The organism is Neorhizobium sp. DAR64862/K0K3, assembly GCF_050500185.1.
GTDB classification, from domain to species: Bacteria; Pseudomonadota; Alphaproteobacteria; order Rhizobiales; family Rhizobiaceae; genus Neorhizobium; species Neorhizobium soli.
Window position 1 is genome coordinate 774476 of the sequence record NZ_CP191449.1, and the last position, 22283, is coordinate 796758.

Here is a 22283-nt window from a genome sequence, read left to right on the forward strand (position 1 = left end):
CCGCTCGTCAAAGCAGCAACTGCCTCATCGCTGATCACACCGGAGACCGGATCTTAGTCGCACACCGTCAGATGCGCTGATGGGAACGGTGAGTATTTCTACTTTGACCGCGTCGCCGCCACAGCCTAATCAGACGCCGGATCATTTCCCGCCCACCGGCCTTGTCAAAGCCACTCTCCGGAACCTTCTAATGCTCGACCGCCTGGCTCCGGCCGTTTTTGTTTTCCTGTGGTCGACCGGGTGGATCGTCGCCAAATATGCGTCCGCCCATGCGGACCCCGTCACTTTTCTGGCCGCCCGGCATGCACTGGCGGCCGTCGTCTTCCTTTGTCTCGGGCTTGCTCTGCGGGTCACGTGGCCAAAGACCGGACGCGAGATCGGCCATGCGGTGCTTTCAGGCATTTTTCTGCACGGGCTTTATCTCGCCGGCGTCTGGTATGCGATCGGGCAGGGCGTGCCCTCGGGGTTGTCGGGCATCATTGCCGGGCTGCAGCCGCTGATGACGGCGGCGGTCGCGCCGTTCCTGCTTAGCGAAACGCTCAGCCGCCGGCAGAAGCTCGGCCTCGCGCTCGGCTTTGCCGGTATCTTCATCGCCATCTCGCCGCAGCTTTTTAGAAGCCTGTCGGCCGGCATGACCGGGCTTGGCCTGCCGCTTCTCCTCAATCTCATGGCGATGGGGTCGGTCACCTACGGCACGATCTACCAGAAGCGCTACCTGCAGCAGGGCAACCTCGTTGCCATCGGCACGCTGCAATATGTCGGAGCGTTCATCGTGACGCTGCCGGTCGCCTATCTGATCGAGCCCATGCGCTTCGACTGGACCACCCAGGCACTCGCCGCCATGGCCTGGTCCGTCATCGGCATCTCGCTCGGTGCCGTCGCACTGCTTCTCTACCTCATCCGCCGCGGACAGGTTTCACGCGCAGCCTCGCTGATCTATCTCGTGCCGCCCGTCGTTGCCGTCGAAGCAGCAATCCTGTTTGGCGAACCCCTGACCCTCCCCATGGTCACCGGCACCGCGATCGTGGTTCTCGGCGTGTATCTGGTGAACCGCAAGGCGAAGGCGGGCTGAGGGCCATTTGAGGCTGAACCTCTCTCGCTCCGACCTCCTCTGCGTCAACATGGCGGATGTTGTTCGCAGCCGTTCTCATGTACTGCTCCGCCACGCCCGTTAATGCACTCAAAAGCCTGGATATCAGCGACATGTGGGATTGGTTCCCGATCGTCTTCTTCCCGCTCAAGATCATCGTGCTCGGCACCGGCATGTTCTTCGCCATCAAGTGGCATCGGGATCAGGATAAGAAGAAGTAGGGGGATATGCGGGGGTGGGGGATGAAGCTGGCTTCCGTGCAAGCGGCCTGATTGCTGGCACGTGGGCAATGAGCCTGGGGCAGTTTTGGGCCGATAGTGTTGAAAAATGGCAGACCTTCAGGCCACTTTGTAGATAGCGTGAGTCGCTTGCAGTTATCTCAATGAAAGCGCCATGCCGGAAATCTTCGGTCTAGCGCCCCAGTCATGCTCATCAGCCATTGAAGCAAAACTGCCATAACCAAGCTCGTCGCCGTAGTTCCAGAAGCACAGAATGGGACCATCGTCACTCATCAAAGCCACACCCACCGTGACGTTGTTCTCATCGATGATCTGATCCACTGCTTGGATGTCCGAGGTAAGGAACGGAATGGTGGGACGGTCAGATAGATCGTGGACCTCGATCCTTCCGCATTCCGCCATGTCTACGGGGTCACGGAGAGGCTGATCATCCGTTGCAATGCTCTGGCCGTCGCTCGCACATCGAAACCTAATTGTAGTATCGTCTGAAAACTTGATGCAAACGGAGATTGGATGGGTCCAATCCAAATCCTCCTCAAAGCCAAGCAATTCCGCACTGATCGCCCTTATCTTCATCCCGATATCATACTTGCAAACGCATGTTTTGCAACTTGCAGACGGGCGAGTTGCCCACCTTCTGGGAGTAGCGATAGCCGACCTCGGCAGCTTTGCGCCAATTGCGGTCATTGCTTCGAAAGTCTAACGTCGGCATATGAGCGCCCGACAACAACGCCCGAATATGGATGCGTCTTTGCGGATCATGCGTTCTACGAAGCCTATTGGCCAACCAGGGATTAGTCGGGTGTTTGAGCAAAGAACTCTCGCGCAGCATTTTGAATGATCATCATGCTTTCAAGAATTAATCTGCTGCTGTGCGTTTTTACCATAGCACTGTCGGGAGCATTAGCTCTGTGGCAGCCTTGGGAAACCGCCGACCTGCTGTTCTGGCCAACCTCCGCCCATCGACGTATCGATGACATGGCTGCCATCCTCAGAACGACGAAGGGTCCGGCTCGATGGTGTGTTCCTTCGACGAACGCTGCAAATCTGGCGGTACATTCCCGAGAAGGTCAAGCAGAATTCAGCGCCTGCGTTTCCCATATCGAGCCAGCCAGCGATTTCTACGAGACCCCCAAAGATTACATTCAGCGGTTCTACCGCGCCAAACGCGGCTCCTTAATCTGCGAAGTCAACCTGTCGACGGTGTGGAACGACGATAGGATCGTAGGCTCCGATTGCTACTACGGCTTGTTCCGGGAAAAGGACGATACTGGTGTCGGCATGACTAACGACAAATTCGGCTGATCGTCACTCTACTTATGCTTAGGAAGCCGACGAACGCTGGACCTGTTGAGAACAAAGAGCTTTAGAAATGTTTGGACGGACGCCGACTTTGCCGAACTCGGGCGCCACCAATCTTGTCAACGCTGCAGCAACTAGGACGAGGAAGTAGTTCGTCAAGCGAGAGCGATGCGTAGCTGTTAGGTCAGCTTAGGGCCGAAAGCAGGCGTTGATGCAACGGCCTCGCTTTAAATTTGTTCTGGATGATCTGCGGCGAATTCCCGTATGAAACGTTCCGGATCACGGACATATCGCGCCGCGTTTGAACGCATGACTGCCCGAATGAGTGAAGTCCCATTAGGTCGGACAATTGCGCCGTCTCGCGTTACCAACACGCATGCTGTATCCTGCGCAAGTGAGCAAATTTGCGCCACAAGCGGCATAGAAAGGTTGGCAACGTCCAAACGAAACTGCACCCCTTCAATACCGGGCTCACCAAGGAAGACTTGCACATCGTTTGTCTTCTCATCACCCCATATACGCAAGCTCGGGCTCCACGATGACTTTTCAGGCAGTATGGAACCCATTTGTTCGAACAGAAGCTGTATTGTTGCGGCTGAAAAGTGCGGCTCGATAGCATTAAGCTGCGCTTGCGTCATTCGTACGGCAACCGCCCCATTAATAATTACAGCCGACGACGGCATTAGATCAAACGCGAATTGCCAAATTGCCATCTCAAAATCATTATTCACTGCTCTGGTTTTTGCAACTTCTATCATGACCGCTTTGGGCCGAAAGGCGACCTTGGCAGCTTTGCTCCGTGATGAGACCGTTTTGTTGCAGCAGCTAGGAGGGTGCGTAACAATTTTAATTCCGACCGGCGACTCTGTCGATGCAATAGTTCGAGGAGTAAGCCATCGAAAATGCTAAATACTGATGCTCACCCATGTCTAAAATTATTGCTTACTTTATTCGTATGCGAAGAAATACTTCAAGCAATGCCCAAGCAAACGCCGCTGCTAAAAACATGATGATTCCAACATTGCCTTGCGCGAAACCACCAGGGGAGACAACCGCCTTAAAGCTTTGACCTACGATAAATATTATTGGGAAGATTACAATTGCCCATCTTATTTCTTTATTCCTGATGACAGGATCGTTTTTATCTGAAAACGGGGTGTAAGTATAACGTGCGTGCCTTATTCGAAGAGTGACAACAGCTGCTATACTCGCCAATCCACTAAGGTATATGATATTCGTGTACTGCTTGAAAAACGATAATACCATTATCGCTTCTACCAAAACAATAGTGTAAGTGATCGTGTCTTTAACGCCAGGTATAAGCATGGTTTCTTGTTCCATTAGCAGTGGTAGATCGCGGCGATGATGCGGTCTGATCAGAAACTTTGTCTCCGGTTTGCGACCCATCGTGCTTGTTTGTAGCGGCATTTGCCTTGCCTGCAGCTTGGGTCTTCTCCATACTCGATGGAGAAAGTAAGGAATGCATAAATTCCAGCAACCCCAATGACTGTTTGTGGCCGTCACCGCACCAGCCGACCACATCAATCCGGGACGCCGTTTGGAAACAACGTCCGCACGTCGGAAGAGCGGTACGTTTTGGAACCGCAGTCATCGGCAAAGGCAAGATATTCCGCAAAGAAGTTGGCTCGTAGCCGCAAGAATTCGCGCGTGTTTTTTGTCAAATCGTTCTGTTCGGCAACCGATTTCTCGATCTCGTCAAGTTGCATGTCCAAACTGTCTTTCGGAGCACTCGTTTGACGCTGCTTGTTGACGACACCGTGTGATTCTTCGACAGCTAGCGCCAAGCGCTTGATGCTCAGCTGGAGCCGCTCCTTTTCGACAGCAGCATATCTGATGATGCAGGCTCGCAGCTCTTCCGGGGCGAGAATCGCTGACCGACCGTCGGCAAACTCAGCGGGAACGCCAAACGGAAGCAAATCTCTCGAAATCGAAAAACGGTCCGAGCTCATGTCCGTTGAAAACAGCGCGAAAATCAAAAGCGGGCCAAGCAAGATTTCACCCCGATTGTCTAGGCGGCAGTCATTTGCGGGATACTATTGTACATGAAATCCATTTGAAAGACGCCGTTGCGTCATATCTGCTGGATGAGGTTGAAGTCGATCGGCACCTAAATGCATCCTTCGCTTCGTGGCAGGAAGCTGAGAAGAGACGGCTCGCGCCACCCCCAATACCAATACCCCACAAACAAAACGGCCAGGATTTCTCCCGGCCGTCTGAACTCTCTTAACCGCGTCTCGCGTTAAGCGCGCGTGGTGCGCTTGCGGCCCTGATGGCCGGCGGTGCGCTGGTCGATGGGGGCCTGGCCGCGGTTGTCGTTGCCGAAGCGGACCGGGCCGCGACCGTCGCCCTTGGGGGCTGCGGCCGGCGTGTGCCGGTTTGGCTTGGCTTCGCCGGATGCGGCGGCCGCATTGCCCTGATGGGCCTTGCGCTGGCTGCCGGCTTCATGCGCGCCGTGGCTTGCATGGTCGCGGTTGCCGGAACCGGCTGGCTTGGCTGAGCCACGGTTGTCAGGACGACCGCCAGTCTTTGCGCCCGGGTTGCCGAACTGCTTCTTGACTGGGCGGAAATCCGAGGTCGAGGACAGATCGTTGTCGGGCGCTACGCTTGCCGCTGCCGGCCGTGCAGCCTGTGAACGGGGAGCCTGGCTTCTTGGCGCTTCTGCACCGTCACCAGCGAAGAACGGCTTGCGCGCCGGACGTTCGCGGCGCGGGCCACGGGCCTCGCCGGCAGCACCAGCACCGCGGCCTTCGCCGCCGCCGCCATTGCCACGAGGCTGGCCGCCACGGCCACCCTTGTTGCCGCCGCGGGCATTGGCGCCGCCACCCTTGTTGCCGCCGTTGGCGCGAACCGGACGGTTCATCGTCTCAGGGCGTTCGCCGGTCAGCGTCTTGATCTCGATGCTCATCAGCTTTTCGATGTCGCGCAGCAGCATCGTTTCGTCAGGCGCGCAGAAGGCGATCGCGATGCCTTCGCGGCCGGCGCGGGCCGTGCGGCCGATGCGGTGGATATAGGCTTCCGCAACGTCAGGCAGATCGTAGTTGTAGACGTGGCTGACGGCCGGGATATCGATGCCGCGGGCCGCGACGTCGGTCGCAATCAGCGTCTTGATCTCGCCATCACGGAAACCCTTGAGTGCCCGTTCGCGCTGGCCCTGGCTTTTGTTGCCGTGGATCGAGGCGACCGAGAAACCGATGTTTTCAAAGTGCTTCATCAGCTTTTCAGCGGTGTGCTTGGTACGCATGAAGACGATCGAGCGGCCATCCGGGTTGTCCATCAGCGACTTGCGAAGAAGGTCGGTCTTGTCGCCCTTGCCGGCAACGAAGTGGACGAACTGGTCCACCTTGTCGGCTGCCTTGCCCGCAGGCGTCACTTCCACCTTGACCGGATCGGTCAGGAAGTCGGCGGCCAGATCGGCGATCGCCTTCGGCATGGTGGCCGAAAACAGCATGGTCTGGCGCTTCTTCGGCACCATTTTGGAGATCTTGCGCAGGTCATGCACAAAGCCGAGGTCGAGCATCTGGTCGGCTTCGTCGAGCACGAGGAAGCGAACCGTCGTCAGACCGATCGCACGGCGCGAGATCAGGTCGAGCAGGCGGCCAGGGGTGGCGACGAGGATGTCGGTGCCCTTTTCCAGCTGCAGCTGCTGCTTGTTGATCGAGACACCGCCGACGACGAGATTGATCTTGAGCGGGCGGCCCTTGATGAAGGTCTTCAGGTTGGCGGCGATCTGGTTGACCAGTTCGCGGGTCGGCGCAAGGATCAGCGCGCGGGTGGTGCGGTTGTCGGGGCGGGTCGCGTCGGCCATCAGGCGCTCGATCAGCGGCAGGCCGAAAGCTGCGGTCTTGCCGGTGCCGGTCTGCGCAAGGCCGATCAGGTCGCGGCCTTCGAGGAGAAGCGGAATTGCCTGGGCCTGGATCGGCGTCGGGGTTTCAAAACCAAGCTCGGTGAGCGTGGCGACGATCTGCTTGGACACGCCAAGAGATTCAAAATTCGTCAAGTCGAATACCTTTCGGGGCGCCAAAAGCGGACGCTCCGAAATGGCACCATGCCATCCGGGCTGCTTGTGGCGTCAAGAACCCCGCGTGATTTGGGAACTTGTGTGTTGGAAATTACTTTCCAGCGCTTGAACCCTCATCCCGAGGGCGATCTATCTGTGCGCCTTGTTCCTTCTTCGCGCTGTCAGTATGGACGCGGGGCAGCTCACGCGGCTGCCGGAAGGTGAAAGCTCGCATGCATTTGGTTGATTTGCCGCCGAAAGTCAAGGTTCTTCTGCAAAACGACGCAGGCTGTCCGCTAGCTGCGACCCGGTAGGCACTCACGTCACAGGGGATTTTCTCGAGTCGTCAGCCCTCCGAGCGGCGGCCACACGAACGGCGATCCCCAAGGCAATGGTCGCGCAGAGTGGCGGCCCAAAACGAAAAACGGCGGTGCATCGCACCGCCGTATCGCAAATCTTGATGGACGCCTGGACGCTCTAGTAGCAGACCCGTGCGCGGTAGGCTTCGCCATACTCGTTTTCCACCCATTCATGGTGGCAACGCGGTGGTGGTGGCGGTGCGGCATAATAGGCGCGACGGTAGACGACCGGCGGCGGTGGTGGCGGAGCATATTCGTATTGCGGCTCCACATAGACCGGACGCTGCGATCCTGACACGATCGCGCCGCCGATCAGGCCGCCGGCAATCCCTGCCGCGGCACCCAGCAGCACATCGTCGCCGTGGTGACGGTAGTGATCGCGGGCCTGCGCTGCCGGTGCCGTCGCAGCAAGTGCGCCGGCGACTGAGAGAGCCGCAATGCCAGCAGTAATGGTCTTCTTCATGATCGACATGCCTGGTTCCTTTCCCCGTGGTGTTTCGAGGTACGATCAAAGCGTCGCTCTCAATCACGGCGGATTGATGGAGGTTTTATCGCCGTAGTCTGAACGCCTATTCAGACTACACCGTGGAAAAATTGCTTTTCGAAAGGTGTCGGCAACCCAAGGTCTGCCCGAAGATTGGATTGCGGCGAAAACCCGGCAATTTGCGGGAGGAATTGTGGCTTGATCTATCTGGCAGTTTTGGCGGGCAAGAAAAAGCGCCGGGTCTGAACCCGGCGCCGGAGCTGATCAGCAGTTGTTCGTCGTGGTGCCGGAACCGTCGGTCGAACCGCTGGTTGCCGAAGGTGCGCCACCGACACCCGTCGTGTCGCAGCCGCCTTTGCTCGTGCCGTTTCCGGTCGTCATGCTCTTGGAGTCCGTGCTGCCCGTGGTCGTCCCATCGTTGGCGCTATTGGACGGCGTTTTGGACGGTGTGTTGGACGGCGTCTGGCCGGTTGTGCCGCTGCTCGTTCCGGATGCAGCGCCTGCGCCAGACGCGCCAGACGCGCCGGAACCTGCGGATCCACCGGATGCACCTTGAGCGAATGCCGATGTTGCAAGGCCAAGCGTCAGCGTGGCAATCGTCACAAGTTTCATCATCGAAGAATTTCCTTTGTTCGCTTCACGTCAGGGTTAACCGGCGTCGGCGTTCAAGGTTGCCTGATGCTGCCGATTTAGTGTCATTGCGTTGATCCTCGATGCGTGAGACGCCCCCGGCCGCACTCCATTCGAACTTGCGAAAACGCAAATATTAAACAACCCTGTGTTCCGGGCAACGTGTTGTTAATACTCGCTATGGTGTTATCGGGTCGGTTTCCGAAAAATGGTGGGATCCCGCATGCGCGGGAGTGAGCGGGGCAGGGTGCACACGAAGAGCGAACGCCTGGAAAGCAAGTTTCTGGAGCGGGCCTGCGCCCGCATCGTGGATCTCCCCGAACCCGCCTATATCAAGAACTGCCGGCTCGCATACGTCGCCGTCAACCCCGCCTATGCGGCCATGGTCGGCGCTCGCCCTGAGGAGCTCGTCGGCCAGACAAGCCTCAGCCTCGGCAGCGAAGGCGAAAAGGATGAGCGCAAGGAAAAGGAATGCCGCGCCCTGGTGTTCGGTGCCGAAGAAAAGGCGCTGGCGTTCAACGCCGACGGGATCTTTTCCCACGAGATCCATATCGAACGGTTTCTGACGGAAGACGATCAATCCTACGTCTTCGGCCATTTCCTGCCGGTCGGCGCTGCATCGCGCCCAACGGGTAATGGCGTCCCCGCGCCGCTCGAGACGGCGGCGAAGCCGTTTTCGCTGTTTGAGAACGGTCTTCTCGACGACGCGATCGACATGCTCGAAATGGGCATCGGCATCTACGACCGCGACAATGTGCTCGTTTACTGCAATTCGCAGCTTGTCGACCATTTCGATGCCTGTGGCATCGTCATCAAGCCGGGCATAGCGCTGGAGGACATCATCCACCGCGCCTATGATCAGCGGGAACGTGCGGCAAGCGGCAATGCGTCCGTAACGCTTGCGCCGCGCGAGAAGTGGGTGGAACAGCGTCTCCGTGCCTTCCTCGTTCCCTATCACGAGCGGATCGACAAGCTGCCGGATGGTCGCTGGATGCGCAGTCTCAACAAGCGGCTGGAAAACGGCCTGCTGATCGCCATCCGCCACGACGTCACCGACTTCAAGGACCAGGAGATGCTGCTGCGCAGCCAGGTGGCGGAAACCGGGCTTTTCCGCGCCATCCTGGAAGACCTGCCGGCCCCCGTGTTCGTTCGCAACGAAAAGCACGAGCTGACCTATGCCAACCACGCCTACGAGCAAATGCTGGGCAGCGAACGGGAAAACTATCTCGGCAAGACGGAAGCCCAGATGTTTCCCTGGGCGGCGGAGCGGTTCTGGAACGAAAACGCCCGCGTGCTGGACGGCGAGGCGATCGACAAGTCGGAGGATATGACCTTCCCGGACGGTTCGGTCATTCCGGTTCTTACACGCCTGCGCTCGATCGAGGTCGACGACGGCAGCCGCTATCTGGTCTGCTCGCGCACGGACGTGTCGCTGATCAAGGAAGCGCAGCAAAAGGCGGAAAAGGTCAGCCAGGATCTGCAGACGATCCTGTCGGCCCAGCCGGTCGGCATCGGTATTCTCGATGCGGATCTGGTGTTCGAATACGCCAATCCCGCCTTCTATACATCCTGGGATACGGACAAGCGCTTCGATCTCGCCGGCCGTTCCTACCGGGATTTCATGAAGGTCAATTACGACAACGGTATCTATGCCGGCTCGGACCTGGATTTCGATGCGATCTACAATGCCCGCATCGCCGCACTGACAGCCAGCAACGATCATCCGCCGATCGAGATCCGCACCCATGGCGGTCATTACCTGCTGATCTCCGGCACGCAGCTGACCGATGGCAAGATCCTCATCAGCCATACCGATATCACCGCGATGCGCCAGCGCGATGCGGACATCCGGCAAGCGCAGGAAGCGCTGCAGAAACACGGCGCGCTGATGCGCGACGCAACCAGCGCAATGTCTCAAGGGCTGCTCATCCTGCATGACGGCGCGATTATCTTTTCAAACGATGCGCTTGCCGCCATGCTGGAGATGCCGGCCGACATGCTGTCGATCGGCAAAAGCTGGCGCAACGTCTTTGGCTACTGCGCAAAACGCGGCGATCTTGGCGATGCGCGCACCTCGACCGCGGCGTTGCGCGAATGGGAAGCAAGCGTTGCCTCTGGAGAGCCGGTATTTACCTCGTTCCGCGTCGAGGACCGCCGCTGGATCCAGCTCGAGGCCCGTCCGACCGGGGACGACCACTGGCTTGCGGTCTTCACGGACGTCACCGAGAGCAAGGAACGCGAGGCGGACCTGACGCGCCTGCTCAACCGGGCGGAAGCGGCCGACCGGGCGAAGTCGGAATTCCTCGCCAACATGAGCCACGAGATCCGCACGCCGATGAACGGCGTGCTCGGCATGGCCGAACTGCTCGCCAAGTCCAGCCTCGATACCCGCCAGAAGACCTTCGTCGACATCATCGTCAAATCCGGCAATGCGCTTTTGACGATCATCAACGACATTCTCGATTTTTCCAAGATCGATGCCGGCCAGATGAAGCTGCGCAAGGCGCCGTTCGATCCTGTCGAGGCAATCGAGGACGTGGCGACGCTTCTGTCGTCGGCCGCTGCCGACAAGGATATCGAACTGATCGTCCGGGGCGAGGTTTCGGTGCGCGAAACGGTCCTCGGCGATGCCGGCCGTTTCCGCCAGATCGTTACCAATCTGGTCGGCAATGCCGTCAAATTTACCGAAAAGGGCCATGTCTTCATCGACTTGAAGTCGCGGCCGATCGATGGTGACCAGCTGATGCTGTCGATCCGCATCGAGGATACCGGCCTTGGCATTCCCGAAGAAAAGCTTCGGTCGGTGTTTGAAAAGTTCAGCCAGGTGGATACGTCGTCCACCCGCCGTCATGAAGGCACCGGGCTTGGCCTTGCGATTACGTCCGGTCTGGTCGAGCTGTTCGGCGGTTCGGTCGAGGTCGAGAGCGAGCTTGGCCGCGGTTCGGTCTTTACCGTCAACCTGCCGTTTGCCGTGGTTGCCGAACGCAAGATGGAAGTGACGCTGCCGGTCAGCACCAGCGGTGCCCGGGTGCTCGTGATCGACGACAACGCTGTGAACCGCCGCATCCTCACCGAGCAGCTGAGCATGTGGGGCTTCGAGACCGTTGCCGCTGAAAACGGGGCGGAGGGTCTTGCCTTCCTCCACGAAGCAACCAGGCTCGGCATCGTCATCGATGTGGTCGTGCTGGATTATCACATGCCGGAGATGAACGGGTTCGACTGCGCCAAGGCGATCCGGCGCGACAGGCGCTTCGATTTCACCGGCATCGTCTTCCTGACGTCGATGGACATGGCAAACGACGAGACGATGTTTGCCGAGCTCAATGTTCAGGCGCATCTGATGAAGCCCGCCCGCGCAGCCCTTTTGCGCAGCACGATCATCGACGTCGTCCGCGTCATCCGCACCCGGCGCCGCGCATCCGGGCAGGCGGTGCCGCTCATTGCGTCGTTTACTCCAGCCGTCGACACAGCTGGCTCAAAGCCTGCAGAACCGGTGGCGCAGGAAAACACCGTCGCTCCTGTGATCAAACCAACGCTCGATGTTCTCGTCGCTGAGGACAACGAGGTCAACCAGATCGTCTTTACCCAGATCCTCCAGATGACCGGCTGGCTGTTCCAGATCGTCAAGAACGGGGCGGAAGCGGTCGAGGCCTGGCAGAAGTATGATCCGGCGGTGATCATCATGGACGTGTCGATGCCGGTGATGAACGGTCACCAGGCAACCCGCAAGATCCGCGAACTCGAAAACTCGACCGGCACGCATGTCCCGATCATCGGCGTCACCGCCCATGCGCTGGAAAGCGACCGCGAACTCTGCTTCCAGGTCGGCATGGACGATTATCTGTCGAAGCCGATCAGTCCCGAAGCGCTGGAGAACAAGATCCGCCACTGGCTGGACGGCGCCGTCGTTGTTTCGGCGCTGGACGGCAACTGAGGCCTTGGAGCCTCAGTCCCGGCGTCCGCTCAACATCTCGCGCTTGCCGGCAAAACCAGGCTTGCGTTCCACAGTGAAACCCGCGGCCGCCAGATTGCGGCGGACGAAGCCTGCTGCCGCATAGGTTCCGAACGTGCCGCCGGTGCGGGTTCGGTCAAAAAGCGCCTGCATCAGCTCCGGCGACCACATGTCCGGATTGCGCGACGGCGCAAAGCCATCGAGGAACCACGCGTCGAACTCGTCTCCCGCAGCCGTGACGCCGTCGAGCGCCGGGCCGCAGACAACCGTCAGCGTCGTCTGATCGTCGAGGTCGATGATGATCCGGCCGCTCGGCTCATTCGGCCATGCTTGCGTCAGTGCCTGCCGTTGCGCATCGATTTCCGGCCACTGCGCCAGTGCCCGCCCGATCTCGTCGCGCTGCATTGGATAGAGCTCGAACGATGTGAAATGCAGCCGCGTGCCGGGTTTGCGGAAAAGCGCCCACTGGCGCCAGGTCTCGCAGGCATTGAGGCCGGTGCCGAAACCGAGCTCACCGATGCGGAACGTGTCTTCGGTCGGCGACATCTCGTTCCAGCGCTCCGGCAGGCCGTTTCCGGCCAGAAACACATGGCCGCATTCCAGGCGGCCATCGGTGCGGCAATAAAAGTGGTCGCCAAATTCCGTCGAATACGGCATATCGCCGTCATGCCAGTCGAGCGCCGGGGCTTCAGGCGTGGCGTCGTCTTTTACAATTTCGGGATCGTGATTGCTCATGGAAGATGCGGATAATCCTCGAGGTCCCCGGGGTCAATCGCCAGCGATGCCGCATCTCCCCGGCGATCATGTCGATCTCCTGATCATCGGCGGCGGCATCATGGGCCTCTGGGCTGCGGTCAAGGCGGAACGGCTGGGCATCCGCACACTTCTCGTTGAAGCCGGACGGTTGGGGCAGGGCGCCAGCGGCGGCATTCTGGGCGCGCTGATGTCGCATGTGCCCGACCGCTGGAACGACAAGAAACAGGCGCAGTTCGATGCGCTGGTCGCCCTCGAAGACGAAGTTTCTAGGCTCGAAGGCGAGACCGGGCTGTCCTGCGGTTATCGCCGCTCCGGTCGGCTGATCCCGCTGCCGAAACCGCACTTGCGACCCATCGCCCTACGCCATCAGCAGGAGGCGGAGGTCAACTGGCGGCACGACGGCGATCCGTTCCAATGGCATGTGCTCGATGCGTCCCCCTTCGCAGGTTGGCCGGATCCGGCCTTTACCGAAGCCGGCATCGTGCACGACACGTTTGCCGCCCGCGTTTCCCCCCGCCATCTCATGGCAGCGCTCGCCGCCGTCCTTGGCAACGCCCGGCATGTCAGCGTGATCGAAGGACTGCCGGCGGAGCGGATCGACCCGGTGGCAAACCGCGTCGAATTTGCCGATGGGCGCTCGATCGGTTTTGGCCATTGCATGATTGCGGCCGGTCCGCAGTCGTTTCCGCTGCTTGGTCCCCTGTCTCCATCCATCTCGGTTCCGCTGGGACAGCCGGTGAAGGGGCAGGCGGCGCTGTTGAAGGCCGATATCGATCCGTCGCTGCCGATCCTCTTCCTCAACGGCCTCTATGTCATCGCCCATGACGATGGCCACGTTGCGGTCGGCAGCACCAGCGAGGAGGAATTCGACGCGCCGTTTGCCACCGATGCCAAGCTCGACGATCTCGTGGCCCGCGCCCGCGCGCTCGTGCCGGCAATTTCCGATGCGGAAGTCGTGGAGCGGTGGGCCGGGCTACGGCCAAAGGCGATCGGTCGGGAGCCGATGGTCGGTCCGCATCCCGACCATCCGCGGGTCATTGCGCTGACCGGCGGCTTCAAGGTCAGCTTCGGGCTCGCCCACAGGCTTGCAGATGCTGCGCTCGGTTTCGTCATCGGCCAAGAGCACTCTCTTCCCGAGAGTTTTATACTTTCGGATCATCTTGCGGTTGCTACGCGTTAAACGCGCGTTTCGGCCCTTTCTCGTCTTTAATCTGTCACGCAAATCGCGTAACCCAATTCGTGGGATTGATGAGCATGCGTGAATAAACGAACAGGGGCAGAAAAGGTGACGCATGCGCTACGCACTCTATTTTACGCCACCTGCGCATGATCCGCTGACGCTTGCCGCGGCGCAATGGCTCGGCCGCAGTGCCTATTCCGGCGAGGCGATGGAGCCGCCCGAGATCTGCAACCTTGGTTTGCATGAGATCGCCTATCATACCGCGCTGCCGCGCCGCTGCGGTTTTCACGCCACGCTGAAGGCGCCGTTCCGGCTGGCGCCTGAGATCACCGAACAGATGCTGCTGCGCCACCTGATGCGCTTTGCCGGCGCGCATGATCCGTTCGAACTGCCGCCTCTCGAAGTGGCCCGGCTCGGCAATTATTTCGGGCTTGTGCCGGCGCTTCCCTGCGAGCGAATGCGGTTTCTCGCCTGCGCCGTCGTGCAGGAATTCGATGCGTTTCGGGCGCCGCTCTCGGAAGGCGAACTCGAACGCGCCGATCCCGGCGATCTCTCGACGCCGCAGTTTTCCAATCTCTATCGCTGGGGCAACCCTTACGTGATGGAAGAATACCGTTTTCACATGACGCTGACGGGCCCGATGACACCGGCCGAGATGCCGCGTTTCGAAACGGCCTTGCGCGCCCATTTCAACCCGTATCTGCTGCGTCCATTGGAAATCGCCAACATCGCGCTGTTCGTCGAGAATGAGCCGGGTGCGCCGTTCCATGTCCATTCGCTGCATCCGATGGGGCGCGTTTCCGCCCGCAAGATCGCCTGAGCGATCACGTTCCGTCTCGACATCGGCGGAAAGGCTGGGCTACCTTCCACAAGAGATAATCGAGGTGGACCATGCCCATAACCATGAAAGACTACCCCCGCGATCTCGTCGGCTATGGCCGCCACACGCCCGATCCGAAATGGCCCGGCGGCGCCAATATCGCCGTGCAGTTCGTGATCAACTACGAGGAGGGCGGCGAAAGCTCGATCCTCGACGATGATCCGGCGTCAGAAAACCTGTTGTCAGAGATCGTCGGCGCCGCCGCCTGGCCGGGCCAGCGCAATCTCAACATGGAATCGATCTACGAATACGGTTCGCGCGCCGGTTTCTGGCGGCTGCACCGGCTGTTTACCGAACTCAAGGTCCAGACCACCGTCTACGGCGTGACGCTTGCCATGGCCCGCAATCCCGAAGCTGTCTCAGCCATGAAGGAAGCCGGTTGGGAGATCGCCAGCCACGGTTACCGCTGGCTGGAATACAAGGATTTCGACGAAGCGCGGGAACGCGAACACATCCTTGAGGCGGTGCGCCTGCATACGGAGCTTACCGGCGAGCGTCCTTACGGCATGTATCAGGGCAAGCCATCCGACAACACGCTGAAGCTCGTCATGGAAGAGGGCGGTTTCCTCTATTCGTCCGACAGCTACGCCGACGATCTGCCCTATTGGGTTCCCGGGTTGGATGGCAAGCCGTTCCTGATCATCCCCTATACGCTGGAAACCAACGACATGCGCTTTGCCACGCCGCAGGGTTTCAACACCGGCGATCAGTTCTTCACCTATCTAAAGGATGCGTTCGACACACTTTACCGGGAAGGCGAGGAGGGGGCGGCAAAGATGCTGTCGGTCGGCCTGCATTGCCGCCTCGTCGGGCGCCCAGGCCGCGTGGCGGCGCTGCGCCGGTTCATGGAATACGTGCTCTCCCACGACAAGGTCTGGCTGCCGCAACGCATCGAGATCGCCCGCCACTGGCACGCCCACCACGCGCCGTCAGATGTGTCTGCAACCAGCACGGTGGCTGCACGATGACCGCCCGCAACGATTTCGTCGCGACGTTCGGCGGCGTGTTCGAACATTCGCCCTTTATCGCCGAGCGCGCCTATGACGGCGGCATGATCTTCGTGCCGCTGACCGCCAAGGGCGTGCATGAAGCGATGGTCGCAGTCTTTCGCGCCGCGGACCGGCAGGAGAAGCTCGGCATCCTCAACGCCCATCCGGATCTCGCCGGAAAACTCGCGATCGCCGGCGGATTGACGCAAGAGAGCAAGAACGAACAGGCCGGCGCCGGGCTCGATCGTCTGACCCCTGATGAGCACGCACGCTTCACCGAACTCAACGCCGCCTATGTCGCTAAATTCGGCTTCCCCTTCATCATCGCCGTCAAGGGCCTGACAAGGGACGACATCCTGGCCGCTTTCGAGACCCGCGTCGGCAACGACGCTGATCAGGAATTTGCGACCGCCTGCGCCCAGGTGGAAAGGATCGCGCATCTGCGGTTGCTGGCCCTTTTGCCGGAGACGTGAGGGGGTTGCTTTCTTCGCCGTCGCTTGTGGCCTATATTGGATGGATAACGAGTGGTGGCCACATGAGACCGTCGGAAGCGCTGGAGAAGAACAGGGGAGTGATCCGGGAGATTGTCGCCCGTCGGCAGGTCTTCAACGCGCGCGTCTACGGTTCCGTCCTGCGGGGCGAGGATCATGCCGGAAGCGATCTGGATATTCTGGTCGACCCGTCGCCGGATACATCGCTTTTCACCCTTGGCGGGCTGCAATGGGAGCTCGAAGAAGCACTCGGCGTTCCCGTCGATATCAAGGTGCCCGGAGACTTTCCGCCCAATTTACGCGAGCGGATCGTTTCCGAAGCGCTTGCCATATGACGGGCGGTCGGCTGGAGGTCTACCTAGAGCGGATGTCTGTCGCGGGATCACGCGCTATTACCTATGTCGACGGTGCGGACCGCGTATCATTCGGAGCGGACCAGCGGACGCAGGATGCGGTAATCGCCAACATCGCTGCGATCGGCGAATGCGTGACGAAAATCATGGACAGGTTTCCCGAATTCGCCGCCGCTCACCCGGAGGTGCCGTGGCAGGATATCAGGGCAATGCGCAATCGGGTAGCGCATCAGTATTTCGATATCGACGTCGATACGGTGTGGCGCACGGTGACGATCGATCTTCCCGACCTTCTCGACCAACTCCAATCTCTGCGCAACTTCCATGCCCAAGGCGAATGATTTGACCGACCATGAAACCCTCCGCATCCTCCCGCTCACCAAAGCCGCCTTCGCAGCCTATGGCGATGTGATCGAGGCCGATCCGGCGACGATGCGGCTGATCAACAACGGCACGACGGAGCGCTATCACGGGCTTGCCTCACCAGTTGTGGTCGGGCCGGCCGAGCGGCTGATCTTCAACATTTTTCGCGGCCAGCCGCGGAGTTTTCCCCACGAGGTGGGGATGATGGAGCGGCATCCGTTCGGCAGCCAGAGTTTCATGCCGCTCTCGGGGCGGCCGTTTCTGGTGGGCGTTTCCGACGACGAGGACGGTCGGCCGGGGCGCCCCAAGATCTTTCTGGCGCAGCCGCATCAGGGCGTTAATTATTTCGCCAACACCTGGCATCATCCGCTGATGGCGCTAGGTGAGATCAGCGAGTTTCTCGTCGTCGATCGCGACAACACGGCCGCCAATCTCGAGGAATTCGTCTTCGAAACACCCTATCGCATCACGGAGCCCAGCCTATGACCGGCCTCACCACCCATGTGCTCGATACCGCGAGCGGTGCGCCTGCCTCCGGGCTCGTCGTCGACCTCTACCGCATTGACGGCGACGCCCGCGAAAAATTGATGACGGTCACGACCAATACCGATGGCCGCATCAATGGCGGGCCGATCCTATCCGGCGACACCTTCATTGTCGGAACCTACGAGCTCGTCTTCCATGCCGGCGATTATCTGCGTGCCCGCGGTGTCTCGCTGACCGAGCCGGCATTTCTCGACGTCATCCCGATCCGCTTCGGCATGTCCGATGTCTCGGCCCATTACCATGTGCCGCTGCTGATCTCGCCCTATGGCTATTCCACCTACAGGGGAAGCTGATGCGCTTTGCAGCGATCGCCGATATTCACGGAAACTGCGCCGCACTCCAGGCGGTGCTTGACGATATCGCCAGCCTCGGCATCCGCGACATCGTCAATCTCGGCGATTGTTTCAGCGGCCCGCTGGAGGCGGACCGGACCGGTGACCTGCTGCTGCTTCTCGATGAGGCCGCAGCGCAGACCGTGCGCGGCAACCACGATCGCTACCTCCTGGAAACGCCACCCGACTCCTTGGCGGCCTCGGATCGGCACGCGCACGGGCAGCTGGCATCGCGGCATTTCGAATGGCTGCGCAAACTGCCATTCACCAAGGTCTGGCGCGACGATGTTTACCTCTGCCACGCGACGCCTGAGAACGACAATCTCTACTGGCTCGAAACGGTGTCCTCGGACGGCCACGTGACGCTACGGCCGCAAGCCGAGATCGAAGCGCTGGCCGAAGGCATCGCGCAATCGCTGATCCTTTGCGGCCACAGCCATGTCGCCCGGATCGTGCAGCTTTCGGATGGCCGGCTGATCGTCAATCCCGGCAGCGTCGGCCAGCCCGCCTATGACGACGATGCCCCCGTCTATCACAAGGTCGAAACAGGCCATGCACTGGCGTCCTACGCGGTGATCGAAAAGACCGATAAAGGCTTCGTGCCGACACTGCGCACCGTGGCCTACGACCACATGGCAATGTCCCGGCTTGCCGCGAAAAACGACCGTCCCGACTGGGCAAGCGCATTGGCGACCGGCAGGGTGTGAGGGGCTGCCGGTTCCGGATCGGCATTCCATTCCAGTCTTCATCCACCGCTAAAATTCCGACGGAAACCATTCCGCAAGGCTTCTTCCAGATACTCCCCTGCGACGAGACAGGGGATGATTCGATGGCTCAATCACGCGCAAAACCGGCTGCGAAACGCAAGCGCAGCGCCGGGACCAAACGCTCTTCCTCGCGTTCGGGCGGTTCGCTCTGGCTCTGGGGGGCAGCCCTTGTCGTGGTCGGCGGCTCGATCGCGCTCTACGATCATTCGACTGCCGCGCGCCGGTTCGTGACCGGTCTCACCACCACGAAGCCGGTTCAGACGGCATCACGGCCCACCCAGCGCGACGATCATCCAGTGCCGCCGAAACCGGTCGTCGCCGCTGCGCCCCTGCATCGCCCGGTCACGCCGCGGCCGGCCGCTGCGATAGACCAGAGCCAGACGGCCGCAATCATTCCGCCGGCGCCGATCGGCAAGCCGGGACTGGACGCGGTTGCCGCACAGTCGGCGACTCAGCCGGGGGCGCCGAGAGTGGGCGAGAAGCTCGCCGGCGCCTATGAGGCAAAGTTCTTTCTCTGCGGCACCGCCAAGCAGGACGACTGCGTCGTGTCCGCCGACCGCTTCGTCCTCCATGGTCAGAAGATCCGGCTGGTCGGCGTCGAAGTTCCCAATATCGCCAAGCCCCGCTGCGAGGCCGAGCGGATCAAGGCAAGCGATGCCAAGCTGCGGGTCCGCGCGTTCCTCGATTCCGGTCCGTTCGACCTGATGAGCTGGCGCGGCAACGATGCGGCGGTCGATGGTCACCAGTTGCGCGAAGTCACCCGCAACGGCCGCTCGCTCGCCGATATCCTCGTCAACGAGGGATTGGCGAAACGCCCGGGCGCCGGCAAGTCCGGCTGGTGCTCCTGAGCCTCAGCCGCTTTTCGCCGTGGCCTCCGCCTTACTTCGAAGGCTGGCCGTTGGAGGCAGAGATTCCACCATCGACCGGCAGGTTGACGCCCGTCACAAAGCGCGCATCGTCGCTCGCCAGAAACGCGATCACAGCGGCGACATCGGCCGGCTCGCAGGGACCTTCCAGCGCAAAGCGCGCGTTGAACTCAGCCAGCCGTTCCTGATTGTCCATGATGCTGTCCGTCATGCCGCTGCGCGTCAGGCTCGGGCAGACCGCGTTGACGCGAATGCCGTCCTTGCCGTGATCCAGCGCCATTGCACGTGTGAGATTGACGACACCACCCTTGGCGGCATTGTAGGCCGCCATGCCCCAGTCGCCACCGGTGCCGGAAACAGACGCGACGTTGACGATCGAGCCTCTGGTCGTCTTCAAATGCGGGATTGCCGCCCGGCTGGCAAAGAACACGCCGTCGAGATCGGTCGCCATCACCTTGCGCCAGTCGCTGGTCGAGAGCGATGACACATCGCCCTGCACCGCTACACCTGCATTGTTGACGAGAGTGTCCACGCGACCGAACGTCTTGACCGCGGCCTCGACCAGATCGTTCACTTGGTCCTCGTCCGCCATGTCGCAGGCCTGCACGAGAACGCGGTCCTCGGGGTAGGGCGCGGCAACCGCCTCGAGCTTTTCGGGGGTGCGGCCGGCGATCACGACGAAGGCGCCCTCATCCAGAAACCGTTCTGCGGTCGCCTTGCCGATGCCCGATCCCGCGCCCGTGACGATGACGACTTTTTCGCTGAAGCGCTGCATGAAATTCTCCTTGTAAGCGATGCTGTTAGGGCCATCCTCCAAGGCTTCGAACGGGCAGGAACGGGGCGCGGTTCCACCGGCAGACGCGGCGAATATGCGATTGTTCGCATTTTATTAATATTGTTAGCAAAGACTGACGGACGGGACACATCGAAATCAGATGGCAGGCGTTGAGGGAGCGAACTACATCGGAGGCGAACATGGCTTTGTATCAGCGTACCGTGCTTGTCGTAGAAGATGAGCCCCTAATCCGGCTGCATCTGGCAGACACTTTGGAGGATGCCGGCTATACGGTTCTCGAGGCATCGAACGTGCTCGAGGCGGTGGCCGTCCTAGGGCAGTCCCGAACCGTTGACGCGGTCATTACCGATATCGACATGCCCGGCGCCCTCGACGGTTTCGACCTGATGAAGCTGATCTGCAGCTGCTACCGGGATACCGCCGTAATCGTCACGTCAGGCGGTCATGTCCTGTGCGAAGCCGAGCTTCAACCCGGCTGCGCGTTCATTCCCAAACCCTATGACCTGCCGAAAATGCTCGACATGCTTGCGGCACGGATTGCCCAGGCATCGACCCGGTCGTCCCAGGCCTGGCCCTGCGGCAGACTGTGGGCCTAGGCTCAGAAGAAGAAATCAGAACCTCATATCGGCGATGATGTCGCGGCCGCAGGTTTCGATGTCGCGCTTCCCGCACAAGGCCATCGAGATGTCCATTTCCTTGCGGATGATTTCGAGCGCTGCGGTGACGCCCGGCTTGCCCATTGCGCCGAGGCCATAGAGGAAGGGCCGGCCGATATAGGTGCCCTTGGCTCCGAGCGCCACGGCTTTGAGCACATCCTGACCGGAGCGGATCCCGCCGTCGAAATGCACCTCGATGCGGTCGCCGACGGCATCGACAATCTTCGGCAGCATGCTGATCGAAGAGGGGGCGCCATCCAGCTGGCGGCCGCCGTGGTTGGAGACAATGATCGCATCGGCGCCGGTATCGGCTGCGGCGCGTGCGTCTTCCTCGTCGAGAATGCCCTTGATGATCAGCTTGCCGCCCCACAGATCCTTGATCCAGCGGATATCGTCCCAGGACAGGCGCGGGTCGAACTGTTCGGCGGTCCAGGCACCGAGCGACGACAGGTCCGAAACGTTGCTCGCATGCCCCACGATATTGCCAAAACCGCGACGCTTGGTGCGCAGCATTTCCAGGCACCATTGCGGCCTGGTCGCCAGTTGCAGCGCGCTGTTGAGCGTCCACTTCGGCGGCGCCGACAGGCCGTTTCTGATGTCCTTGTGGCGCTGGCCGAGGATCTGCAGATCGGCGGTGACGACCAGCGCCGAGCAGCCGGCCTGCTTGGCGCGGCCGATCAGCCGTTCGATAAAGCCACGGTCTTTGAGCACATAGAGCTGGAACCAGAATGGCTTGGTGGTGACCGAGCGCACATCCTCGATCGAGCAGATGCTCATGGTGGACAGCGTGAAGGGAACGCCGAATTCTTCGGCCGCCTGCGCCGCCAGCATCTCACCATCGGCATGCTGCATGCCGGTCATTCCGGTTGGCGCGAGTGCCACGGGCATCGCCGCTGCCTGTCCCACCATCGTCGTTGCCAGCGACCGGTTGGTCATGTCGACAAGCACCCGCTGGCGCAGCTTGATCCTGGAAAAGTCTTCCTCGTTGGCACGGTATGTGCCTTCGGTCCAGGCACCGCTATCGGCATAATCGAAGAACATCTTGGGCACACGACGGCGAGCCATGGTCTTCAGATCGGCAATGGTCAGCGGCTTGGACATGCGCAAAACTTCCTCCTCGATGGTTGTCCGACAACTACCATATCCGGGCGACCTTGCCAGCGGAAACGTCGGTTTGGGGGAGCAGTTTTCTCAACCGCACCGCAGGTGCCGCGCCGCAACGGAAAACGGGCGG

Annotated in this window: 24 protein-coding genes; 14 read left to right on the forward strand and 10 right to left on the reverse strand. The window is 60.5% G+C overall.

Annotation, left to right across the window (positions count from 1 at the left end; all coding sequences use genetic code 11):
• Nucleotides 1–190: 190 nt before the first annotated feature.
• On the forward strand, nt 191–1072 hold the full coding sequence (locus ACQY1L_RS03920) for a DMT family transporter (RefSeq protein WP_062582736.1): 882 nt from the start codon (nt 191–193) through the stop codon (nt 1070–1072).
• 392 nt (nt 1073–1464) lie between these two features.
• On the opposite strand, the gene ACQY1L_RS03925 is transcribed toward ACQY1L_RS03920, so the two are convergent.
• A complete protein-coding gene (locus ACQY1L_RS03925; protein ID WP_430242880.1) occupies nt 1465–1905 on the reverse strand; it encodes a hypothetical protein in 441 nt (146 codons plus the stop codon).
• Between the two features lie 261 nt (nt 1906–2166).
• Between ACQY1L_RS03925 and ACQY1L_RS03930 the strand changes: the two genes are divergently transcribed.
• On the forward strand, nt 2167–2634 hold the full coding sequence (locus ACQY1L_RS03930) for a hypothetical protein (RefSeq protein ID WP_062582741.1): 468 nt from the start codon (nt 2167–2169) through the stop codon (nt 2632–2634).
• Between the two features lie 224 nt (nt 2635–2858).
• On the opposite strand, the gene ACQY1L_RS03935 is transcribed toward ACQY1L_RS03930, so the two are convergent.
• From ACQY1L_RS03935 to ACQY1L_RS03960, 6 genes are all read right to left on the reverse strand, one after another.
• Entirely contained in the window at nt 2859–3389 is a 531-nt protein-coding gene (locus tag ACQY1L_RS03935; protein WP_430242883.1) for a hypothetical protein, read from the reverse strand.
• Nucleotides 3390–3573: 184 nt separating this feature from the next.
• A complete protein-coding gene (locus ACQY1L_RS03940) occupies nt 3574–4059 on the reverse strand; it encodes a hypothetical protein (RefSeq protein ID WP_430242886.1) in 486 nt (161 codons plus the stop codon).
• Nucleotides 4060–4172: 113 nt separating this feature from the next.
• Nucleotides 4173–4643, reverse strand: coding sequence for a hypothetical protein (locus tag ACQY1L_RS03945; RefSeq protein ID WP_192077413.1), 471 nt, complete (start codon nt 4641–4643; stop codon nt 4173–4175).
• A 248-nt stretch (nt 4644–4891) separates the two neighbouring features.
• A complete protein-coding gene (locus ACQY1L_RS03950; protein WP_430242890.1) occupies nt 4892–6649 on the reverse strand; it encodes a DEAD/DEAH box helicase in 1758 nt (585 codons plus the stop codon).
• 477 nt (nt 6650–7126) lie between these two features.
• Entirely contained in the window at nt 7127–7480 is a 354-nt protein-coding gene (locus ACQY1L_RS03955) for a hypothetical protein (RefSeq protein ID WP_062455439.1), read from the reverse strand.
• A 276-nt stretch (nt 7481–7756) separates the two neighbouring features.
• Nucleotides 7757–8107 (reverse strand): hypothetical protein, encoded by a 351-nt coding sequence (locus ACQY1L_RS03960; RefSeq protein WP_113166789.1) that lies wholly within the window; start codon nt 8105–8107, stop codon nt 7757–7759.
• A gap of 238 nt (nt 8108–8345) precedes the next feature.
• Here ACQY1L_RS03960 and ACQY1L_RS03965 point away from each other — a divergent pair, with 238 nt between their 5' ends.
• Nucleotides 8346–12056, forward strand: a complete 3711-nt coding sequence (locus ACQY1L_RS03965; RefSeq protein WP_430242894.1) for a response regulator — start codon at nt 8346–8348, stop codon at nt 12054–12056.
• A gap of 12 nt (nt 12057–12068) precedes the next feature.
• On the opposite strand, the gene mnmD is transcribed toward ACQY1L_RS03965, so the two are convergent.
• Nucleotides 12069–12809 carry a tRNA (5-methylaminomethyl-2-thiouridine)(34)-methyltransferase MnmD gene (gene mnmD / locus ACQY1L_RS03970; protein ID WP_430242897.1) on the reverse strand — a complete coding sequence of 247 codons (741 nt, stop codon included), beginning with the start codon at nt 12807–12809 and terminating at the stop codon, nt 12069–12071.
• On the opposite strand from mnmD, the gene ACQY1L_RS03975 reads away from it, so the two are divergent.
• From ACQY1L_RS03975 to ACQY1L_RS04020, 10 genes are all read left to right on the forward strand, one after another.
• Nucleotides 12808–14010, forward strand: a complete 1203-nt coding sequence (locus tag ACQY1L_RS03975) for an NAD(P)/FAD-dependent oxidoreductase (protein WP_184653681.1) — start codon at nt 12808–12810, stop codon at nt 14008–14010. The two genes, mnmD and ACQY1L_RS03975, sit on opposite strands and share 2 nt — an antisense overlap.
• Nucleotides 14011–14122: 112 nt before the next feature.
• Nucleotides 14123–14830: a DUF1045 domain-containing protein gene (locus ACQY1L_RS03980; protein ID WP_430242900.1), complete on the forward strand. Its 708-nt coding sequence runs from the start codon at nt 14123–14125 to the stop codon at nt 14828–14830.
• Nucleotides 14831–14901: 71 nt separating this feature from the next.
• On the forward strand, nt 14902–15858 hold the full coding sequence (puuE, locus tag ACQY1L_RS03985; RefSeq protein ID WP_430242903.1) for an allantoinase PuuE: 957 nt from the start codon (nt 14902–14904) through the stop codon (nt 15856–15858).
• Nucleotides 15855–16352 carry a 2-oxo-4-hydroxy-4-carboxy-5-ureidoimidazoline decarboxylase gene (gene uraD, locus ACQY1L_RS03990; protein ID WP_430242905.1) on the forward strand — a complete coding sequence of 166 codons (498 nt, stop codon included), beginning with the start codon at nt 15855–15857 and terminating at the stop codon, nt 16350–16352. Before puuE ends, uraD begins: the two co-directional genes overlap by 4 nt.
• A 62-nt stretch (nt 16353–16414) precedes the next feature.
• Complete coding sequence (locus ACQY1L_RS03995) at nt 16415–16705, forward strand: nucleotidyltransferase family protein (RefSeq protein WP_192086197.1); 291 nt, start codon at nt 16415–16417, stop codon at nt 16703–16705.
• 32 nt (nt 16706–16737) lie between these two features.
• Nucleotides 16738–17064, forward strand: a complete 327-nt coding sequence (locus tag ACQY1L_RS04000) for a HepT-like ribonuclease domain-containing protein (RefSeq protein WP_430242908.1) — start codon at nt 16738–16740, stop codon at nt 17062–17064.
• A gap of 1 nt (nt 17065) precedes the next feature.
• The gene (locus ACQY1L_RS04005) at nt 17066–17572 is read left to right on the forward strand and encodes an ureidoglycolate lyase (RefSeq protein WP_430242910.1); all 507 of its coding nucleotides are present in this window, start codon (nt 17066–17068) and stop codon (nt 17570–17572) included.
• Nucleotides 17569–17925, forward strand: coding sequence for a hydroxyisourate hydrolase (gene uraH / locus ACQY1L_RS04010; protein WP_430261962.1), 357 nt, complete (start codon nt 17569–17571; stop codon nt 17923–17925). The genes ACQY1L_RS04005 and uraH overlap by 4 nt, the downstream gene beginning before the upstream one ends.
• Nucleotides 17925–18671 (forward strand): metallophosphoesterase family protein, encoded by a 747-nt coding sequence (locus ACQY1L_RS04015; RefSeq protein ID WP_430242914.1) that lies wholly within the window; start codon nt 17925–17927, stop codon nt 18669–18671. The genes uraH and ACQY1L_RS04015 overlap by 1 nt, the downstream gene beginning before the upstream one ends.
• A gap of 122 nt (nt 18672–18793) precedes the next feature.
• Complete coding sequence (locus ACQY1L_RS04020) at nt 18794–19579, forward strand: hypothetical protein (protein ID WP_430242917.1); 786 nt, start codon at nt 18794–18796, stop codon at nt 19577–19579.
• Between the two features lie 31 nt (nt 19580–19610).
• Here the strand turns inward: ACQY1L_RS04020 and ACQY1L_RS04025 are convergent, their stop codons facing one another.
• A complete protein-coding gene (locus ACQY1L_RS04025) occupies nt 19611–20372 on the reverse strand; it encodes an SDR family NAD(P)-dependent oxidoreductase (protein WP_430242920.1) in 762 nt (253 codons plus the stop codon).
• Nucleotides 20373–20572: 200 nt separating this feature from the next.
• Between ACQY1L_RS04025 and ACQY1L_RS04030 the strand changes: the two genes are divergently transcribed.
• Nucleotides 20573–20989, forward strand: a complete 417-nt coding sequence (locus ACQY1L_RS04030) for a response regulator (RefSeq protein WP_062455479.1) — start codon at nt 20573–20575, stop codon at nt 20987–20989.
• Nucleotides 20990–21004: 15 nt separating this feature from the next.
• Here the strand turns inward: ACQY1L_RS04030 and ACQY1L_RS04035 are convergent, their stop codons facing one another.
• Nucleotides 21005–22150, reverse strand: coding sequence for an alpha-hydroxy acid oxidase (locus ACQY1L_RS04035; protein WP_430242922.1), 1146 nt, complete (start codon nt 22148–22150; stop codon nt 21005–21007).
• Nucleotides 22151–22283: the final 133 nt, after the last annotated feature.

Excerpts from the sequence above, each read along its gene's own strand:
- ACQY1L_RS03960 (WP_113166789.1), bottom strand. The coding sequence starts at position 8,107 with ATGATGAAACTTGTGACGATTGCCACGCTGACGCTTGGCCTTGCAACA.
- puuE (WP_430242903.1), top strand. The coding sequence starts at position 14,902 with ATGCCCATAACCATGAAAGACTACCCCCGCGATCTCGTCGGCTATGGC.
- ACQY1L_RS03930 (WP_062582741.1), top strand. The coding sequence starts at position 2,167 with ATGATCATCATGCTTTCAAGAATTAATCTGCTGCTGTGCGTTTTTACC.
- ACQY1L_RS03925 (WP_430242880.1), bottom strand. The coding sequence starts at position 1,905 with ATGAAGATAAGGGCGATCAGTGCGGAATTGCTTGGCTTTGAGGAGGAT.
- ACQY1L_RS03965 (WP_430242894.1), top strand. The coding sequence starts at position 8,346 with ATGCGCGGGAGTGAGCGGGGCAGGGTGCACACGAAGAGCGAACGCCTG.
- ACQY1L_RS03975 (WP_184653681.1), top strand. The coding sequence starts at position 12,808 with ATGGAAGATGCGGATAATCCTCGAGGTCCCCGGGGTCAATCGCCAGCG.
- uraH (WP_430261962.1), top strand. The coding sequence starts at position 17,569 with ATGACCGGCCTCACCACCCATGTGCTCGATACCGCGAGCGGTGCGCCT.
- ACQY1L_RS03995 (WP_192086197.1), top strand. The coding sequence starts at position 16,415 with ATGAGACCGTCGGAAGCGCTGGAGAAGAACAGGGGAGTGATCCGGGAG.
- ACQY1L_RS03935 (WP_430242883.1), bottom strand. The coding sequence starts at position 3,389 with ATGATAGAAGTTGCAAAAACCAGAGCAGTGAATAATGATTTTGAGATG.
- ACQY1L_RS03920 (WP_062582736.1), top strand. The coding sequence starts at position 191 with ATGCTCGACCGCCTGGCTCCGGCCGTTTTTGTTTTCCTGTGGTCGACC.
- ACQY1L_RS03980 (WP_430242900.1), top strand. The coding sequence starts at position 14,123 with ATGCGCTACGCACTCTATTTTACGCCACCTGCGCATGATCCGCTGACG.
- ACQY1L_RS04035 (WP_430242922.1), bottom strand. The coding sequence starts at position 22,150 with ATGTCCAAGCCGCTGACCATTGCCGATCTGAAGACCATGGCTCGCCGT.
- uraD (WP_430242905.1), top strand. The coding sequence starts at position 15,855 with ATGACCGCCCGCAACGATTTCGTCGCGACGTTCGGCGGCGTGTTCGAA.
- ACQY1L_RS04000 (WP_430242908.1), top strand. The coding sequence starts at position 16,738 with ATGTCTGTCGCGGGATCACGCGCTATTACCTATGTCGACGGTGCGGAC.
- ACQY1L_RS04015 (WP_430242914.1), top strand. The coding sequence starts at position 17,925 with ATGCGCTTTGCAGCGATCGCCGATATTCACGGAAACTGCGCCGCACTC.
- mnmD (WP_430242897.1), bottom strand. The coding sequence starts at position 12,809 with ATGAGCAATCACGATCCCGAAATTGTAAAAGACGACGCCACGCCTGAA.
- ACQY1L_RS04025 (WP_430242920.1), bottom strand. The coding sequence starts at position 20,372 with ATGCAGCGCTTCAGCGAAAAAGTCGTCATCGTCACGGGCGCGGGATCG.
- ACQY1L_RS04020 (WP_430242917.1), top strand. The coding sequence starts at position 18,794 with ATGGCTCAATCACGCGCAAAACCGGCTGCGAAACGCAAGCGCAGCGCC.
- ACQY1L_RS04030 (WP_062455479.1), top strand. The coding sequence starts at position 20,573 with ATGGCTTTGTATCAGCGTACCGTGCTTGTCGTAGAAGATGAGCCCCTA.
- ACQY1L_RS03940 (WP_430242886.1), bottom strand. The coding sequence starts at position 4,059 with ATGCCGCTACAAACAAGCACGATGGGTCGCAAACCGGAGACAAAGTTT.
- ACQY1L_RS03955 (WP_062455439.1), bottom strand. The coding sequence starts at position 7,480 with ATGTCGATCATGAAGAAGACCATTACTGCTGGCATTGCGGCTCTCTCA.